Raw genomic sequence first — 16,556 nt, 5'->3', positions numbered from 1 at the left:
ATCAGAGAGAAAGCTTGTTGATCATGTCCTGGGTGATCAGGCTGATCCCCTTTTCCGAGACGCGAAAGCGCTTGGCGTCGAGCGCCGGGTCCTCGCCTACCACCAGTCCCTCCGGGATTTGCACGCCGTGGTCGATGACGACGCGCTTGAGACGCGCGTTGCGGCCGACCTGGACGTCGGGCAGCATCACCACTTCCTCGAGCTTGGAATAGGAATTGATGCGGGCGCCGGTGAAGATCAGGCTGCGGCGCAGCGAGGCGCCGGAGACGATGCAGTCGCCCGACACCAGCGAAGAGATGGCCTCGCCGCGGCGGCCGTCCTCGTCATGCACGAATTTCGCCGGCGGCTTCAATTCGGCATAGGTCCAGATCGGCCAGTCGCGGTCGTAGAGGTCGAGCTCGGGGGTGATGTCGGTGAGGTCGATATTGGCTTCCCAATAGGCATCCACCGTTCCGACGTCGCGCCAGTATGGCTCGGACTCATGCGAGGAGCGCACGCAGGACTTGGCGAAGCGGTGGGCGATCGCCTTGCCGTGCTGGACGATGTAGGGGATGATGTCCTTGCCGAAGTCGCGGCTGGAGCCGGGCTCGGCGGCGTCGCGGCGCAGCTGCTCCATCAGGAACTTGGTCTTGAACACGTAGATGCCCATCGATGCGAGCGCGATTTCCGGTTTGTCGGGGATGCCCGGCGGATCGGCCGGCTTTTCGACGAAAGCGATGATGTTGTCCTTCTTGTCGACATGCATGATGCCGAATCCGGTCGCCTCCATGCGAGGCACTTCGAGGCAGCCGACGGTGACGTCGGCGCCGGCATCGACGTGCTGGCGCAGCATCAGCTCGTAGTCCATCTTGTAGATGTGGTCGCCGGCGAGGATGACCATGTATTCCGGACCATAGGCCTCGATGATGTCTATGTTCTGGTAGACGGCGTCCGCCGTGCCTTCGTACCACTGCGTTTCCGAAACGCGCTGCGAGGCGGGCAGGATGTCGAAGCTTTCGTTTCGCTCGGGCCGCAGGAAGTTCCAGCCGCGCTGCAGGTGGCGGATCAGCGAATGCGCCTTGTACTGGGTGGCGACGCCGAGGCGGCGAATGCCGGAATTCAGTGCGTTGGAGAGGGCGAAGTCGATGATGCGCGTCTTGCCGCCGAAATAGACGGCGGGCTTGGCGCGCCGGTCGGTCAGCTCCCTGAGGCGGCTGCCGCGGCCGCCGGCCAGCACATAGGCCATGGCATCGCGTGCCAGCGGCTGGGTTCTTTTGATCTCTGCCATTTTGTTACCCTCCCAAACAAGCTGCCCGGACCAAACCTCTAGCAAGGTGAGTTATCATCTGCTTCAGTCCGCGACGAATTCCAGCATGATCGTCGACAGCGGCGGCAGAAGCATCGTCGCCGATACGCCGCCCCCTTCCCCGCTCGCCTCGACCGTGCCGCCATTGCCCATGCCGGAGCCGCCATAGTCGGCGGCGTCCGTATTGATGATTTCGCGCCACTTTCCCGCCTTCGGCAGCGGCACGCGATAGTTCTCGCGCGGCACCGGCGTGAAATTGGAGATAACGGCGATCGGGTTGCCGTCCGGCGCGCTGCGCAGCCAGGCGAAAACCGAATTGTCGCGGTCGTCGACGATCAGCCAGGAGAAGCCGTCCGGCTCGCAGTCGCGCGCATGCAGCGCCGGGCGCGAACGGTAGAGGTAGTTCAAGTCCCGCACGGTCTGCCAGACGCCGCGATGCGGCGCGAATTCCAGCAGGTTCCAGTCGAGCGCGCGTTCCTCGCTCCATTCGCGACGCTGGGCGAATTCCTGGCCCATGAACAGCAGCTTCTTGCCGGGATAACCCCACATGAAGGCGTAATAGGCGCGCAGCGTCGCAAACTTCTGCCAGTCGTCGCCGGCCATCTTGTTGAGCAGCGTGCCTTTGCCGTGCACGACCTCGTCATGCGAGAGCGGCAGCACGAAATTTTCGGAGAAGGCGTAGGTCAGGCCGAAGGTGATGTCGTTGTGGTGGTGCTTGCGGAAGATCGGCTCCTTGGAGAGATACTCCAGCGTGTCGTGCATGAAGCCCATGTTCCACTTGAAGCCGAAGCCGAGGCCGCCTTCGTGCACGGGACGCGACACTTTCGGCCATGAGGTCGATTCCTCGGCGATCGTCATCACGCCGGGATGGTGGCCGTAGAGCTCCTTGTTCATCTTCTGCAGGAAACTGACGGCCTGCAGATTCTCGCGCCCGCCCTTCTCGTTGGGGATCCACTCACCGGCCTTGCGCGAATAATCGAGGTAGAGCATCGAGGCGACCGCGTCGACGCGCAAGCCGTCGACATGGTATTTCTCGGCCCAGAACAGCGCATTGTTGACGAGGAACGACACCACCTCGCGGCGGCCGAAATTGTAGATCGCGGTGTTCCAGTCGGGGTGAAAACCCTGGCGCGGATCGGCATGCTCGTAGAGCGCGGTGCCGTCGAAATGGACAAGGCCGTGCTCGTCGACCGGGAAATGCGCCGGCACCCAGTCGAGGATGACGCCGACGCCGGCGCGGTGCGCGCCGTCGACGAAGCGGGCGAAGCCATCCGGATCGCCGAAACGGGCGGTCGGCGCATAGAGGCCGGTGGTCTGGTAGCCCCAGGATGGATCGTAGGGGTGCTCGGAGATCGGCAGGAACTCGATATGGGTGAAGCCGGTGTCGACCACATAAGGGATGAGCCGCGCTGCGAGTTCGTCCCAGGACAAGAACGTGCCGTCGTCGCGGCGCTGCCAGGAGCCGGCGTGGACCTCGTAGATCGACATCGCCTCGCGCCGAGGGTCGGCCTTGCGCCAGTAGCTGCGATGCGCCTCGTCGCCCCACTCATGCGCCAGCGGCGGCGCCGTCACCGAGGCAGTCGCCGGGCGCAGCTCGGATTCGAAGGCGAAGGGATCGGCCTTGAGCGGCAACCTTACGCCATCCGGCGCAATGATCTCGAATTTGTAGGGCTGGCCGCCGCCGATATCGGGAATGAACAATTCCCAGATACCGGTGTCGCGGCGGTCGCGCATGGTGTGGCGGCGGCCGTCCCAGTCGTTGAAGGCGCCGACCACCGACACGCGCCTGGCGTTCGGCGCCCAAACGGCGAAATGCACCCCGGTAGCGCCCTCGTGGTCGATAATGTGGGCGCCGAGCTTGTCGAAGAGCCGCAGATGCGAGCCTTCGGCGATGTAGTAATCGTCCAGCGGACCGAGCACCGGCCCGAAGGAATAAGGATCGGTCAGCCACCAGTCGCCGCTGGCATTTTTTGCGTGATAACGCAGCGGCTGGCGCTTGCGGATCGAAACCTTACCCTCGAAGAAACCGGCATCGTCACGGCGGGAGAGCTCGCCGGCTTCCTTGCCGGTCAACGTGTAGGCGGTGACGAATTCTGCATTCGGCACGAAGCAGCGGGTGACGAAACCTTTGCCGGCTTCATGCACGCCCAGAACCGCGAAGGGATCGCCATGCGTTCCTGCGACAATCGCCGCGACATCACCGGCTGGCGCCAGTCCGTCCGGCCCGCTTGTCGCAGCGGTCGCGCGCGGCTTCCTCATCAGGCGGTGTTCCCTCCCCGGGCAACTATCTCATTTGCGCATGCCGTTGCCCCAAAACCGCTACGCACTTTTGGGCGACCACATTGTTCGTGACCTCATGCAATCACATCAGACAGGCACGTTCCAGATTTCTTTCGCATATTGGCGGATGGTGCGATCGGACGAGAACCAGCCCATGCGGGCAACGTTTCGGATGGCGCGCGCGTTCCAGTCGGGGCTGTCGCGCCACACCGCATCGACTTCGCGTTGACAGTCGGCGTAGGAATCGAAATCCGCTGCAACCATGAACCAGTCGCTCTGGTAGAGGCCGTTCATCAGGTCGCGGTAGCGGCCCGGATCGTCGGGCGAGAAGACGCCGGACGAAATCGCCGCGACAGCCTGCGCCAGTTCAGGGGACGCCTCGATAACCGCACGCGGATCATAGCCATTGTTGCGCCTTTCGGCGACTTGCGACGTGGTGAGGCCGAAGATGAAGATGTTGTCGTCGCCGACATGTTCCTTCATCTCGACATTGGCGCCGTCGAGCGTGCCGATGGTGAGCGCGCCATTCATCGCGAACTTCATGTTGCCGGTACCCGACGCCTCCATGCCGGCGGTCGAGATCTGCTCGGAGAGGTCGGCGGCCGGCATCAGCACCTCGGCCAGGCTGACATTGTAGTTCGGCACGAACACCACTTTCAGCAGGCCGCGCACCGACGGATCGCCGTTGATGACTTTTGCGACGTCGTTGGCCAGTTTGATGATCAGCTTGGCGTTGTGATAGCTGGGCGCCGCCTTGCCGCCGAAGAATTTCACTCGCGGCATCCAGTCGCGCTCGGGATGCGAGCGTATCTGGTCGTAGAGCGCGATCGCCTCCAGGATATTGAGCAGCTGGCGCTTGTATTCGTGGATGCGCTTGACCTGGATATCGAACAGCGCCGACGGGTCGAGCCTGATACCGAGCCGGTCGGCGACGAGGTTGGCGAGCCTGGCCTTGTTCTGCCGCTTCACGGCGGCGAATTTTTCGCGGAAAGCGGCATCATCGGCGAGAGGATCGAGCTCTTTGATGGCTTCGATGTCGTCCATGAAGCGATCGCCGATCGCCTCGCGGGCAAGCGAGGTCAGCCCCGGATTGCACTGGATCAGCCAGCGCCTGGGCGTGATGCCGTTGGTCTTGTTGTTGATGCGGTCGGGATAGAGCTTGTGGAGATCGGCGAACACCGTCTCCTTCATCAGCTCAGTGTGCAAGGCCGAGACGCCGTTGATCGAATGCGAGCCGACGAAAGCCAGATTGCCCATGCGCACGCGGCGATCGCCATTTTCCTGGATCAGCGAAATCCGGGCGATCTGCTCACCCGAGAACTGGTTGGTCGCGCGGGCCTCGAGCAGCACCTGTGCATTGATGGCATAGACGATCTGCATGTGGCGCGGCAGCAAGCGTTCGAACAGCGGAACCGGCCAGCTTTCCAGCGCCTCGGGAAGCAGCGTATGGTTGGTGTAGCCGAAGGTGCGCTTGGTGACGTCCCAGGCCTGGTCGAAGTCCATGCCGTGGACATCCATCAAAAGCCGCATCAGCTCCGGCACGGCGACCGCGGGATGGGTGTCGTTGAGATGAATCGCTGCCTTGTCGGGCAGCGACTTGAGGTCGCCATACTGGCTCAAATGACGCTGGACGATGTCCTGCAGCGAAGCGGTCGAGAAGAAATATTCCTGCCTCAGCCTCAGCTCCTGCCCGGCCATATGGGAATCGGCCGGATAGAGCACGCGCGACAGCGCGTCGGCCTTGTTGCTTTCGGCAAGCGCGCCGATGTGGTCGCCGGCATTGAACTTGTCGAGCAGGATAGGGTCGATCGCCATGCCGGACCACAGCCGCAGCGTGTTGACGCGGTTGGCGCGCCAGCCCGCCACCGGCGTGTCGTAGGCAACGGCCAGCACATGCTCGGTCGGTTTCCAGACATGGCGTTCGAGCCGGCCGTCCTTGGAGGTGACCGATTCCACCGAGCCGCCGAAGCCGACCTCGAAGGAGCGCTCGCGCCGCTCGAACTCCCACGGATTGCCGTGGTCGAGCCAGGTCTCCGGCAGTTCGACCTGCCAGCCGCCGTGGATTTCCTGGCGGAACATGCCGTTGGCGTAGCGAATGCCGTAGCCATGGGCCGGGATATCGACGGTCGCCATGCTCTCCATGAAGCAGGCGGCAAGCCGGCCGAGACCGCCATTGCCGAGCGCTGCGTCCGGTTCCAGGGTCGCTATCAGGTCGAGGTCGACGCCGAGCGAGGACAGCGCCTCGCGCATGTTCTCCATCAGGCCGAGATTGGAGAAGGCGTCGCGCATCAGGCGGCCGATGAGGAATTCGAGCGAGAGATAATAGACCCGCTTTTCCTGCTGGTCGTAGGCTTCCTTGGTCGCCTCCATCCAGTGGTCGACGATGCGGTCGCGCACCACCTTGATCGAAGCGGTCAGCCAGTCATAGGGGGTGGCAACGGCGGTGTCCTTGCCGACCCGGTATTTGAGCGACATCAAGACTTCTTCGGCAAGCGTCTTGGGATCGGAATTTTCGAGAGCGGGAACTTCGGTCGTCATAGCGCGCGTCATGTTGCCTCTCGTTCAATTGGCCTGATCATACCGGCTTTCACCATTCCTCCCAGCCCTATCCTAGTGCATCGCAGCATATCTTCAATCGATTTAGGCGACTGCGACTGCGTCTGCCGCGGCATTAGGGCGCGACTATGCCGCCAGCACCTCCGGCGGCGACTTCGCGCCGGTCATGAAGGCGACGGCGTCGGACATTGTATATTGCTTCGGATCGATGACGGCGAGGCGACGACCCAGGCGATGGATATGGATGCGGTCGGCCACCTCGAAGACATGCGGCATGTTGTGCGAGATGAGCACGATTGGCAGGCCGCGTTTCTTGACATCGAGCATCAATTCCAGCACGCGGCGGCTTTCCTTGACGCCAAGCGCCGCCGTCGGCTCGTCCATGATGACGACGCGGCTGCCGAAGGCCGCGGCACGCGCCACCGCGACGCCCTGGCGCTGGCCGCCCGACAGCGTTTCGACCGACTGGTTGATGTTCTGGATGGTCATCAGCCCGAGTTCGGACAGCTTTTCGCGGGCGATGCGCGCCATGGCCGAGCGGTCGAGCCGGCGCAGCCATTGCCCGGCAAACCCGGGTTTGCGCAGCTCGCGGCCGAGGAACATGTTGTCGGCGATCGACAGCGCCGGCGACAGAGCCAGGTTCTGGTAGACGGTCTCGATGCCGGCCATGCGCGCCTCGATCGGCGAGCGGAAATGCACCGGCTGGCCGTTGAGCTCGATCGTGCCGGAGTCCGGGATGACAGCTCCGCAGAGCGCCTTGACCATCGTCGACTTGCCGGCGCCGTTGTCGCCGATGACGGCGAGGATCTCGCCCGGCATCAGGTCGAAATCGGCATTGTCGAGCGCGACGACCCGGCCGTAGCGCTTGTTGAGGCCTTTCCCTTGAAGGATGGGGACCTGAGGAATGGACTGGGTGCTCATGCCGAAATCTTCCTGATCCACTGATCGATCGTGACGGCGAGGATGATGAGGATGCCCACGGTGAACTCCTGCCACAGCGAATCGACGCCGGCGAGCGCCAGACCGTTGCGGAAGACGCCGACGATGAGCGCCCCGAACAGCGTGCCGACGATCGAGCCGCGGCCGCCGAACAGCGAGGTGCCGCCGATCACCACGGCGGTGATGGCATCGAGATTGGCGGTCTGGTTGCCGAGCGGGCTCGCCGCACCGATGCGGCCGATAAGCGCCCAGGCGGCAATAGCGCAGATGAAGCCGGCAAGCGTGTAGACGGCAATGAACACGCCGCGCGTGTTGATGCCGGCCAGGCGAGCGGCCTCGTCGTCGTCACCAGTGGCGTATACATGGCGGCCGAAGGCCGTGCGGTTCAGCACATACCAGATGATGATTGCTGTCAGGATCATGGCGATGGCGCCGTAGGTCAACACGGCACCGCCGCCCAACCTGATCGTGTGTCCCAGCCACTGCAGCAGCGGTCCGGCCGCCTCGATGTCCTGGGCGCGCACGGTTTCGGAATGCGAGACGTAGATGACCATCGCGCCGTAGACGCTCCAGGTGCCGAGCGTGACGATGAACGGCGGCAGCTTGATCACCGCCACCAGCACGCCGTTGATCAGGCCGCAGACAAGACCCGTAAGCAGGCCCAGCACAAAACTCAATTCGACCGGCACGCCGTAAGTGACGGTCAGCCTGCCCATGACGATGGACGACAGCACCATCATGGCGCCGACCGAAAGATCGATGCCGGCTGTCAGGATGACCAGCGTCTGGGCGATGCCCAGGAAGGCGATGATGGTGACCTGTTGCAGCACAAGCGAAAGATTGAACGGCGCAAAGAACCGTCCGCCCGCGGCAACCGAAAAAATCAAAATGCCGATGACCAGCACGATGAAGGGAATGGCCGTAGGATATTCATGCAGGAAGCGTTGGACGTTCTTCAGGGCCGAGCCCCGGTCTTCGTCGAAGCTCGCCACGGAATGGTCGCTGCCGTGAAGGCCGCGCTCGGCGGAGACCGAGCCGGTTGCGTCGTCGCTCATTTCTATCCCTCCCAAGGGTCCCGTTTCGGGAAAGGGCGGCCGGAGCCGCCCTTTCAGTGAGTTTAGTCCGTTATTGCGGGTGAGATCAGGACGAAATTTGGTTGAATTGTCATCCTGATCTAACTCATTGTTGGAGCATGATCTTTTCCGAAAACCGGTTCCCACTTTTCGGGATCATGCTCTGGGAAGGCATCAGCCCCAGCAAAGTTCCGCGCCCTTCTTGCTGTCGATCGACTCGACCCCCTTGACGGGCTTGTCGGTGATCAGCGTGGCGCCGGTGTCGAAGAACTCCTTGCCGGGGGTCGGCTTCGGCTTCTCGCCGGTCTTGGCGAATTTCTCGATCGCTTCCATGGCCATGGCGGCCATCTTCAGCGGATATTGCTGCGAGGTCGCGCCGATGACACCGGCCGCGACGTTCTTGACGCCCGGGCAACCGCCGTCGATCGAAACCACCAGCACCGAGCCGTCATCCTTGCCGGCCGCCTTGAGCGCCTGGTAGCCGCCGGCCGCCGCCGGCTCGTTGATCGTGTACATCACGCTCACGTCCGGGCATTTCTGCAGCAGCGTTTCCATGGCGGTGCGGCCGCCGTCCTCGGCGCCGCCGGTCATCTCATGGCCACAAATGCGCGCATCGCTCTCGTCGCCGTATTTCTTCGGATCCTTGATGTCGATGCCGAAGCCCTTCATGAAGCCCTGGTCGCGCAGGTAGTCGACGGTCGGCTGGTTGGTGGCGAGATCGAGGAAGGCGATCTTGGCACTCGAGGCCTTGTCGCCCAGCGTGCCCTTGGCCCACTGTCCGATCAGCTCGCCGGCCTTGAAATTGTCGGTGGCGAAAGTCGCGTCGGCGGCATCGATCGGATCGAGCGGCGTATCGAGCACGATGACCAGAAGGCCGGCGTCGCGCGCCTTCTTGATGGTCGGCACGATGGCGCTGGAATCGCTCGGCACGATGGCGAAGCCCTTGGCGCCGGCCGAGATCAGGTTCTCGATTGCGGCGACCTGGCTGTCATTGTCGCCGTCGAATTTGCCGGCAAAGGTCTGCAGCGTGAGGCCGAGTTCCTTGGCCTTGGCCTGCGCGCCCTCTCGCATCTTGACGAAGAACGGGTTGCCTTCGGTCTTGGTGATCAGGCCGACGATGTCGGCGGCATACGAGGCCGTGGCCATCGCGCCATAAAAGGCAAGGCCGGCAACGGCTGCCTTCAGGATAGTCCATTTACGCATGATTTCCTCCCAGTGAAACACTCCAGCGCCGGCCAACCGGCGCCTGCGGAGCGCTCACCGAATTTTTCCCAGCGTGAGCGCAATGTCAAAACAATACCAGTCCGCAACATCTGTCAATAATTAAATCACTCTTATTTATTATTGACACTCTTGCGCTGTTCACTCATTCTGAACGAAAAGCATCGAAGGGGAAACCGACGGGAGGAACAGGGTGGAGACCGGCATTGCGAGGCGCGGTTCGCCCAAGGCTTTGGAAAGCCGGCTGCATCGCGGCACCAACCAGAGCGGCATGCGCGACCACAATGAGCGGCTCGTGCTATCCCTGGTGCGCCAGCATGGCAGCCTGGCCAAATCCGACATTGCGCGCATGACCGGCCTGTCGGCCCAGACGGTGTCAGTCATCATGCGCGAGCTCGAGGAAGACAAGCTGCTCGTGCGCCAGGCGCCGCTGCGCGGCAAGATCGGCCAGCCTTCGATCCCGATGGCGCTCAACCCGGAAGGTGCCTTTTTCATCGGCCTCAAGATCGGCCGCCGCAGCGCCGAGCTGGTGCTGATCGACTTTCTCGGCAATGTGCGCGCCATGCTGCAGAATTCCTATCGCTATCCAGCACCGCGCGAGACCGTCGAGTTCGTCACCGATGGGATCAAAAAGATGCGTGGCGAACTGACGCCGGCGCAGGACAAGCGCATTGCGGGTCTCGGCATCGCCATGCCGTTCGAGCTGTGGAACTGGGCCGATACGGCCGGCGCGCCGCGCGACATCATGGACGAATGGCGCCATCGCGACATCCGCACCGACATCCAGGCGCAGTGCGACTTTCCCGTCTACCTGCAGAACGACGCGACTTCGGCCTGTGGCGCCGAGCTCGTCTTCGGCCAGGCGGGTGCGGCGCGCGACTTCGTCTATTTCTACATCGGCGCCTTTGCCGGCGGCGGCATCGTGCTCAACGGCCGCCTTTACAGCGGACCGAAAGGCAATGCCGGCGCGCTGGGCTCGATGCCGGTCCCGGGGCCGGACGGCAAGCCGGCGCAGCTCATCGACGTCGCCTCGATCGCGATGCTGGAGAAGGCGCTTTCCGCCAAGGGCATCGACGGCTCCTATCTGTGGACCTCGCCGCAGGAATGGGGCGAGATCGGCGCCGAGCTCGACGCGTGGATCGCCAGCGCCTCGCGGGCGCTTGCCTATGCTATCGTCGCGGCCTCGTCGGTCATCGATTTCGAAGCGGCGGTGATCGACGGCTGGATGCCGCTCGATGTTCGGCGCCGGCTCGTCGAGGCAATCAGGCAGGCCATTGCCGGCATCGACGCCGAGGGGCTGAAGCTGCCCTTCGTGCGCGAGGGAACCGTCGGTATCCACGCGCGGGCGCTCGGCGGCGCCAGCCTGCCGCTTTCCGAACGCTTCCTGATCGGACCGAACACGTCCGGGGGCGCCTGACCATGCTGATCGGCATCCCGCCGCTGCTTGGCCCCCAGTTCCTGGCGACGCTGCGGGCAATGGGCCATGGCGACGAGATCGCCATCGTCGACGGCAATTATCCGGCCGAGGAACAGGCGCGGCGGCTGATCCGCGTGGACGGCCACCATGTCATTGCCGTCCTTGACGCCGTGCTCAGCGTGCTGCCGGTGGATGAGGCGGTGCCGGAGGCTTTGTTCCGCGCCTCGGTGAAGGGCGACCCGGCGCTGGCCGACCCCGTGCATCGCGAGATGGAAGCGGTTTGCGCCAAACGCGCGCCGGGCCATAAGGTGGTTGCGCTGGCCGGGCCCGACTTCTATGCACGCGTCAAGGCTGCGCACGCAATCGTTGCGACCAGCGAACCCAGGCTGTTTGCCAACATCATCATCCGCAAGGGCGTGATCCATCCGCCGGAGACCAAGACGACATGATCCTTTGCTGTGGCGAAGCCCTGATCGACATGCTGCCGCGCATAACGACGGAAGGCGAAGCGGCCTTCGCGCCTTATGTCGGCGGTGCCGTGTTCAATTCGGCGATCGCGCTCGGCCGGCTCGGCGCTCCCGCAGGCTTCTTCTCCGGCCTCTCCGCCGACCTGTTCGGCGGCCAGTTCCGCGAGGCGCTCGGCGCGAGCAAGGTGAGTTCCACCTATGCGCATACCTCGCCGCGTCCGACGACGCTCGCCTTCGTGCGGCTTACCAACGGCCAGGCGACCTATACTTTTTATGACGAGAATACCGCCGGGCGTATGCTGACCATCGAGGATCTGCCGAAACTAGGCACCGAAATCGAGGCGATGCTGTTCGGCGCCATCAGCCTGATCTCGGAGCCGGCGGGATCGGCCTATGAGGAGTTCATGCGGCGCGAATACGAGAACCGGGTGATGATGCTCGACCCCAACATCCGGCCGGACTTCATCCCGGACAAGGCCAAGCATCTGCGGCGCATCCGCGAGATGATGGCGATGGCCGACATCGTCAAGCTGTCCGACGAGGACCTCAAATGGTTCGATGAAGCGGGCTCGCATGAGGACGTCGTCCGCAACTGGCTCGATCGCGGGCCGAAGCTGATCGTCGTCACCCATGGCAGCGAAGGCGCCGTCGGCTACAGCCAGGAGCACAAGGTCACGGTCGTGCCGCAGAAGGTCAAGGTGGTCGACACGGTCGGCGCCGGCGACACGTTCAATGCCGGCATCCTCGCCTCGCTGCACGAGCAGGGCCTGCTCAACAAGGCGGCGATCGGCAACCTGCCTGAGGACGCGATCCGCAAGGCGCTGGAACTCGGCGCCAAGGCGGCCGCGGTGACGGTGTCGCGGGCGGGCGCCAACCCGCCGTGGCGGCATGAAATCGCCTGATCCGGCATCGGGATGGGCGTGAAACCGCCCTCCCCGACCGATCACTTTATGTTTCCCAACAACGGAACGCTGCTATTAAGAGAGCCCGCAAGCGCCTCGCAAAGCTCGGATTTCCGGCTTTTTCAAGCATTGCGCCGGCAAGATCGGTAACAGGCTGCGGCGCATAAGTAATTTGCCCCGGACCCGGTCGGCTTTCTCAGCCGCGCCAAGTCTGTTACCAGCGGGCCGTTTTATTGGAGCGACGTGCGTCCGACCGGCCGCACGGAAGTGACGCTCCAAGACTTTGTGAACCCATTCGAGGCCAACATGCAGTTCATCGATCTTGGCGCGCAGCGCGAACGAATCCGCGACCGGCTGAAAGCCGCTATCGACCACGTCGTCGAGGACGGCCGCTATATCCTGGGGCCGCAGGTCACCGAATTCGAGAACAAGCTCGCGGCCTATATCGGCGTCAAGCATGTCGTCGCCTGCGCCAACGGCACTGATGCGCTGCTTCTGCCGCTGTTTGCCGCCGGCATCGGTCCGGGCGACGCGGTGTTCGTGCCGAGCTTCACCTTTGCCGCGACGGCAGAGGTGGTGGCGCTGGCCAAAGCCGAGCCGGTCTTCGTCGACGTCGACCGCGACACCTACAACATCGACATCGCCAGCCTCGAGGCAGCGATCGAGATGATCAAGAAGGAAGACCGGCTGAAGCCGAAGGCGATCATCCCGGTCGACCTGTTCGGCCTCTCCGCCGACTATGAGGCGATCATGGCGATCGCCAAGCGCGAGAACCTCCTGGTGATCGAGGACGCCGCGCAGTCGATGGGCGGTTCGGCCGACGTCCAGGCGATCGGCGGTTCCGCCGACGCCAAGATGTGCGGCGCCTTCGGCCATGTCGGCTCGACCAGTTTTTACCCTGCCAAGCCGCTCGGCTGCTATGGCGACGGCGGCGCGATGTTCACCAATGACGGTGCGCTGGCCGACAAGCTCAGGTCCTTCGCCTTCCACGGCAAGGGCGAGACGCAGTACGACAATGTCCGCGTCGGCATCAATTCGCGCCTCGACACGCTGCAGGCGGCGATCCTGATCGAGAAGCTCGCCATCCTCGAGGACGAGATGGTGGCGCGCCAGGCGGTCGCCGACCGCTATGCCAACGGCCTCGGCGACATCGTCAAGGCGTCGCGCAATCTGGGCCACGGCCGCTCGGCCTGGGCGCAATACGCCATCGAGACGCCGAAGCGCGACGGGCTGAAGGCGCATCTCGGCGAAAAAGGCATTCCGTCGGTGATCTATTACGTGAAGCCGCTGCATGAGCAGGTGGCCTATCGCGATTATCCGCGCACGCCGACCGGGCTTGCCATCTCGGAGGAGTTGCCGAAGCAGATCCTCTGCCTGCCGATGCACGCCTATCTCAGCGAAGCCGACCAGGACCGTATCATCGAGACGATCCGCAATTACATTGGGTCGAACTCGGCGCATGAAGCGGCGGCTTAAAGAGCGGCCGCGCACCCTTCCTTCGTCATCCTCGGGCTGACCCGAGGATCCATGGCGTGACCTACATGCAGCGCGCGGCGGAGCAGAATTCTATAACCATTGCAACGCCTTAGCGTCACGGCATGGATCCTAGGGTCTGCGCGCGTCGCTTCGCTCCTTGCTTCGCCCTAGGATGACGAAGCGATGGTAGGCTGCCGTTCGCAGGCGCTTTAAGCAGCACTCTTCCCCATCGCGATAAAATGCGGATTGGCGAAATCGCTGTCGCTCGCCTGGTTGCGCTTGCCGTAGACGAGCGGCTCGCCGTCCAACGTGCGCGTCATGCCGCCAGCGGCGCGCAGCACCGCGTCACCCGCGGCCGTATCCCATTCCATGGTGCGGCCGAAGCGCGGATAGACATCGGCTTCGGCGGCGGCAAGCAGGCAGAACTTCAGCGACGAGCCGATTGAGACGATCTCGGCGGCGCCGAGATCGCGGATGAAGGCTTCGGTTTCCGGCGTGTTGTGCGAGCGGCTGGCGACGACGGCGAGCGGCGTGGCTCCTTCCCGCACGCTGATCGACCGGCGACCGGCAATGCGATAGTCGCCGTCGATTTCCAGCGCCTCGGCCTTGCCCGGCCGTCCGCTGAAGAAGCGCCGCGTGCACGGCGCGAAGACGACGCCGACTTCCGGCACGCCATGGCGGACCAGCGCGATGTTGACGGTGAAGTCGGTGCGGCGGTTGACGAATTCCTTGGTGCCGTCGAGCGGATCGATCAGGAAGAAAGCACCATCGAGATCGGGCGTGGCGATGCCCGCCGCCACCTCCTCCTCGGCCACGCAAGGGATATCTGGATAGGCGGCGCGCAGGCCGGCAAGGATGATCTTCTCGCTTTCGCGATCGGCTTCCGTGACCGGCGAGGAATCGGCCTTGCTGTCGACGGCGCATCCTTCATGGAAGACGCGCATCACCTCGCGCCCGGCTTCGAGTGCCAGGCGCTCGAAGAGGCCGAGCATCATTTCGTCGTCAGATACCGCCGCCATTGTCATACTGCTCTTCGGCAATGTCTCGCTCGGTCAGCCAGTGTTCCAGGGCTTCCGCCATCTCCTGCGGGCTCCGGCCGAGCGTCTTGAGGTGGATTTCGGGTTTCTCCGGCGCTTCATAGGGTGAATCGACGCCGGTGAAATTCTTGATCTCGCCGCTCAAGGCGCGGGCGTAAAGGCCTTTCGGATCGCGCCTTGCGCATTCCTCGAACGGCGTGTCGACGAACACTTCGACGAACTCGCCCTCGGCCATCAGCTCGCGCGCCATGCGCCGCTCGGCGCTGAAGGGCGAGATGAAGGAGACAATGACGATCAGCCCGGCATCGGCCATCAGCTTGGCCACTTCGGCGACGCGGCGGATGTTTTCCACGCGGTCGGCGTCGGTGAAGCCGAGATCGCGGTTGAGGCCGTGGCGGACATTGTCGCCATCGAGGATATAAGTGTGGCGTCCCGATGCGAACAGCTTCTTCTCGAACAGGTTGGCGATGGTCGACTTGCCGGAACCGGACAGCCCGGTGAACCAGAACACGGCCGGGCGCTGGTTCTTCAGATCGGAGCGACCGCGCTTGCCGACATCGAGCGACTGCCAGTGGATGTTTTCAGCGCGGCGCAGCGAATGCAGGATCATGCCGGCGCCGACAGTGGCGTTGGTGATCCGGTCGATAAGGATGAAAGCGCCGGTGGTGCGGTTCTCCGCGAAGGGATCGAAAGCGATCGGCGCCCTGGTCGAAAGGTTGCAGACGCCGACCTCGTTCATGTCGAGCGACTTTGCCGCTTCATGCGCGAAATCGTTGACGTTGACCCGGTATTTCAGATCCGTGACGGTGGCGCTGATCTGGTCGGTCTCGGTGCGCAGGATGTAGGAGCGGCCGGGCAGCAAGGCCTGCTCGTCGAACCAGACGATGTTGGCGGCGAACTGGTCTGCGACCTGCGGACGTGCCGCCGGCGAGACCAGCAGATTGCCGCGCGACACCTCGACCTCGTCTTCGAGAACGAGCGTGATCGCCTGGCCGGCAACCGCCTGCTCGAGGTCGCCGCCATGCGCGACGATGCGCTTGACCCGGGACGCCTTGCCCGACTTGGCGACGACAACCTCGTCTCCTTCAGAGACCGTGCCCGAGGCGATGGTGCCGGCAAAGCCGCGGAAGTCGAGGTTCGGGCGGTTCACATACTGGACGGGGAAGCGGAACGGCAGTTCGACCGCGACCTCGTCGACCGACACGGTTTCGAGATGCTCGATCAGCGACGGCCCCGAATACCAGGGCGTGCGCTCCGAGCGGCTGGTGACATTGTCGCCGAAGCGCGCCGACATCGGGATCGGCACAATGCTGACGAAGCCCAGCTCCTGGGCGAACGCGCCGTAGTCGGCGACGATCTGGTCGAACACGGCCTTGTCGAAGTCGACAAGGTCGATCTTGTTGACCGCAAGCACGATGTGGCGGATGCCGAGCAGCGAGGCGATGATGGAATGGCGCCGGGTCTGGCGCAGCACACCCTGGCGCGCGTCGATCAGCACGATGGCGAGATCCGCGGTCGAGGCACCGGTCGCCATATTGCGCGTATACTGCTCGTGGCCGGGCGTGTCGGCGACGATGAACTTGCGCTTCGGCGTGGCGAAGAAGCGGTAAGCGACGTCAATGGTGATGCCCTGCTCGCGCTCGGCCTCCAACCCGTCGACCAAAAGCGCGAAGTCGATGTCGTCGCCGGTGGTGCCGTGCTTGCGCGAGTCCTTCTCGAGCGCGGCAAGCTGGTCCTCGAAAATCTGCTTGGTGTCGGAAAGCAGCCGGCCGATCAGCGTCGACTTGCCGTCGTCGACCGAGCCGCAAGTTAGAAAGCGCAGCAGCGACTTCTTCTCCTGCGTGGCCATGTAGTCGCGGATCGAGTCGGTCTGGGCGAGGCTCTTGGCCATGATGTGGCGCAT

12 protein-coding genes are annotated in these 16,556 nt (G+C 63.7%); 4 read left to right on the top strand and 8 right to left on the bottom strand.

The features are described 5' to 3' along the window. Position 1: 1 nt before the first annotated feature. The 6 genes from glgC to RFM68_RS08365 form a co-directional block, all read right to left on the bottom strand. A complete protein-coding gene (glgC, locus tag RFM68_RS08390; protein ID WP_320232255.1) occupies positions 2–1,267 on the bottom strand; it encodes a glucose-1-phosphate adenylyltransferase in 1,266 nt (421 codons plus the stop codon). Between the two features lie 63 nt (positions 1,268–1,330). Then, complete coding sequence (gene glgB, locus RFM68_RS08385) at positions 1,331–3,544, bottom strand: 1,4-alpha-glucan branching protein GlgB (RefSeq protein WP_320232254.1); 2,214 nt, start codon at positions 3,542–3,544, stop codon at positions 1,331–1,333. 108 nt (positions 3,545–3,652) lie between these two features. Beyond that, complete coding sequence (locus RFM68_RS08380; protein ID WP_320232253.1) at positions 3,653–6,115, bottom strand: glycogen/starch/alpha-glucan phosphorylase; 2,463 nt, start codon at positions 6,113–6,115, stop codon at positions 3,653–3,655. A gap of 132 nt (positions 6,116–6,247) precedes the next feature. Further along, positions 6,248–7,042, bottom strand: coding sequence for an ATP-binding cassette domain-containing protein (locus RFM68_RS08375; protein ID WP_320232252.1), 795 nt, complete (start codon positions 7,040–7,042; stop codon positions 6,248–6,250). Further along, entirely contained in the window at positions 7,039–8,115 is a 1,077-nt protein-coding gene (locus RFM68_RS08370) for an ABC transporter permease (protein ID WP_320232251.1), read from the bottom strand. The genes RFM68_RS08375 and RFM68_RS08370 overlap by 4 nt, the downstream gene beginning before the upstream one ends. A gap of 192 nt (positions 8,116–8,307) precedes the next feature. Further along, a complete protein-coding gene (locus RFM68_RS08365) occupies positions 8,308–9,336 on the bottom strand; it encodes a sugar ABC transporter substrate-binding protein (protein ID WP_320232250.1) in 1,029 nt (342 codons plus the stop codon). A gap of 211 nt (positions 9,337–9,547) precedes the next feature. Between RFM68_RS08365 and RFM68_RS08360 the strand changes: the two genes are divergently transcribed. The 4 genes from RFM68_RS08360 (at position 9,548) to RFM68_RS08345 (ending at position 13,616) form a co-directional block, all read left to right on the top strand. Then, on the top strand, positions 9,548–10,771 hold the full coding sequence (locus RFM68_RS08360) for an ROK family transcriptional regulator (RefSeq protein ID WP_320232249.1): 1,224 nt from the start codon (positions 9,548–9,550) through the stop codon (positions 10,769–10,771). Between the two features lie 2 nt (positions 10,772–10,773). Further along, positions 10,774–11,220 carry an RbsD/FucU family protein gene (locus RFM68_RS08355; RefSeq protein ID WP_320232248.1) on the top strand — a complete coding sequence of 149 codons (447 nt, stop codon included), beginning with the start codon at positions 10,774–10,776 and terminating at the stop codon, positions 11,218–11,220. Then, positions 11,217–12,140 carry a carbohydrate kinase family protein gene (locus RFM68_RS08350; RefSeq protein WP_320232247.1) on the top strand — a complete coding sequence of 308 codons (924 nt, stop codon included), beginning with the start codon at positions 11,217–11,219 and terminating at the stop codon, positions 12,138–12,140. Before RFM68_RS08355 ends, RFM68_RS08350 begins: the two co-directional genes overlap by 4 nt. A 306-nt stretch (positions 12,141–12,446) precedes the next feature. Next, positions 12,447–13,616: a DegT/DnrJ/EryC1/StrS family aminotransferase gene (locus tag RFM68_RS08345; RefSeq protein ID WP_320232246.1), complete on the top strand. Its 1,170-nt coding sequence runs from the start codon at positions 12,447–12,449 to the stop codon at positions 13,614–13,616. Between the two features lie 209 nt (positions 13,617–13,825). Here RFM68_RS08345 and cysQ read toward each other — a convergent pair whose 3' ends face one another. Both cysQ and cysN read right to left on the bottom strand, forming a co-directional pair. Next, positions 13,826–14,608: a 3'(2'),5'-bisphosphate nucleotidase CysQ gene (gene cysQ, locus RFM68_RS08340; protein WP_320232457.1), complete on the bottom strand. Its 783-nt coding sequence runs from the start codon at positions 14,606–14,608 to the stop codon at positions 13,826–13,828. 10 nt (positions 14,609–14,618) lie between these two features. Beyond that, on the bottom strand, positions 14,619–16,556 hold the full coding sequence (cysN, locus tag RFM68_RS08335; protein ID WP_320232245.1) for a sulfate adenylyltransferase subunit CysN: 1,938 nt from the start codon (positions 16,554–16,556) through the stop codon (positions 14,619–14,621).

Origin of the sequence: Mesorhizobium montanum (assembly GCF_033977145.1) — a bacterium.
GTDB classification, from domain to species: domain Bacteria; phylum Pseudomonadota; class Alphaproteobacteria; order Rhizobiales; family Rhizobiaceae; genus Mesorhizobium; species Mesorhizobium montanum.
Note: the sequence above shows the minus strand (reverse complement) of the source record. Positions and strands in the feature narration are given on the sequence as shown.

What these genes read in the sequence shown, in the direction of transcription:
- RFM68_RS08380 (WP_320232253.1), bottom strand. Translation starts at nt 6,115, where the DNA reads ATGACGCGCGCTATGACGACCGAAGTTCCCGCTCTCGAAAATTCCGAT.
- RFM68_RS08345 (WP_320232246.1), top strand. Translation starts at nt 12,447, where the DNA reads ATGCAGTTCATCGATCTTGGCGCGCAGCGCGAACGAATCCGCGACCGG.
- RFM68_RS08375 (WP_320232252.1), bottom strand. Translation starts at nt 7,042, where the DNA reads ATGAGCACCCAGTCCATTCCTCAGGTCCCCATCCTTCAAGGGAAAGGC.
- RFM68_RS08355 (WP_320232248.1), top strand. Translation starts at nt 10,774, where the DNA reads ATGCTGATCGGCATCCCGCCGCTGCTTGGCCCCCAGTTCCTGGCGACG.
- cysN (WP_320232245.1), bottom strand. Translation starts at nt 16,556, where the DNA reads ATGCGCCACATCATGGCCAAGAGCCTCGCCCAGACCGACTCGATCCGC.
- cysQ (WP_320232457.1), bottom strand. Translation starts at nt 14,608, where the DNA reads ATGCTCGGCCTCTTCGAGCGCCTGGCACTCGAAGCCGGGCGCGAGGTG.
- glgB (WP_320232254.1), bottom strand. Translation starts at nt 3,544, where the DNA reads ATGAGGAAGCCGCGCGCGACCGCTGCGACAAGCGGGCCGGACGGACTG.
- RFM68_RS08365 (WP_320232250.1), bottom strand. Translation starts at nt 9,336, where the DNA reads ATGCGTAAATGGACTATCCTGAAGGCAGCCGTTGCCGGCCTTGCCTTT.
- glgC (WP_320232255.1), bottom strand. Translation starts at nt 1,267, where the DNA reads ATGGCAGAGATCAAAAGAACCCAGCCGCTGGCACGCGATGCCATGGCC.
- RFM68_RS08350 (WP_320232247.1), top strand. Translation starts at nt 11,217, where the DNA reads ATGATCCTTTGCTGTGGCGAAGCCCTGATCGACATGCTGCCGCGCATA.
- RFM68_RS08370 (WP_320232251.1), bottom strand. Translation starts at nt 8,115, where the DNA reads ATGAGCGACGACGCAACCGGCTCGGTCTCCGCCGAGCGCGGCCTTCAC.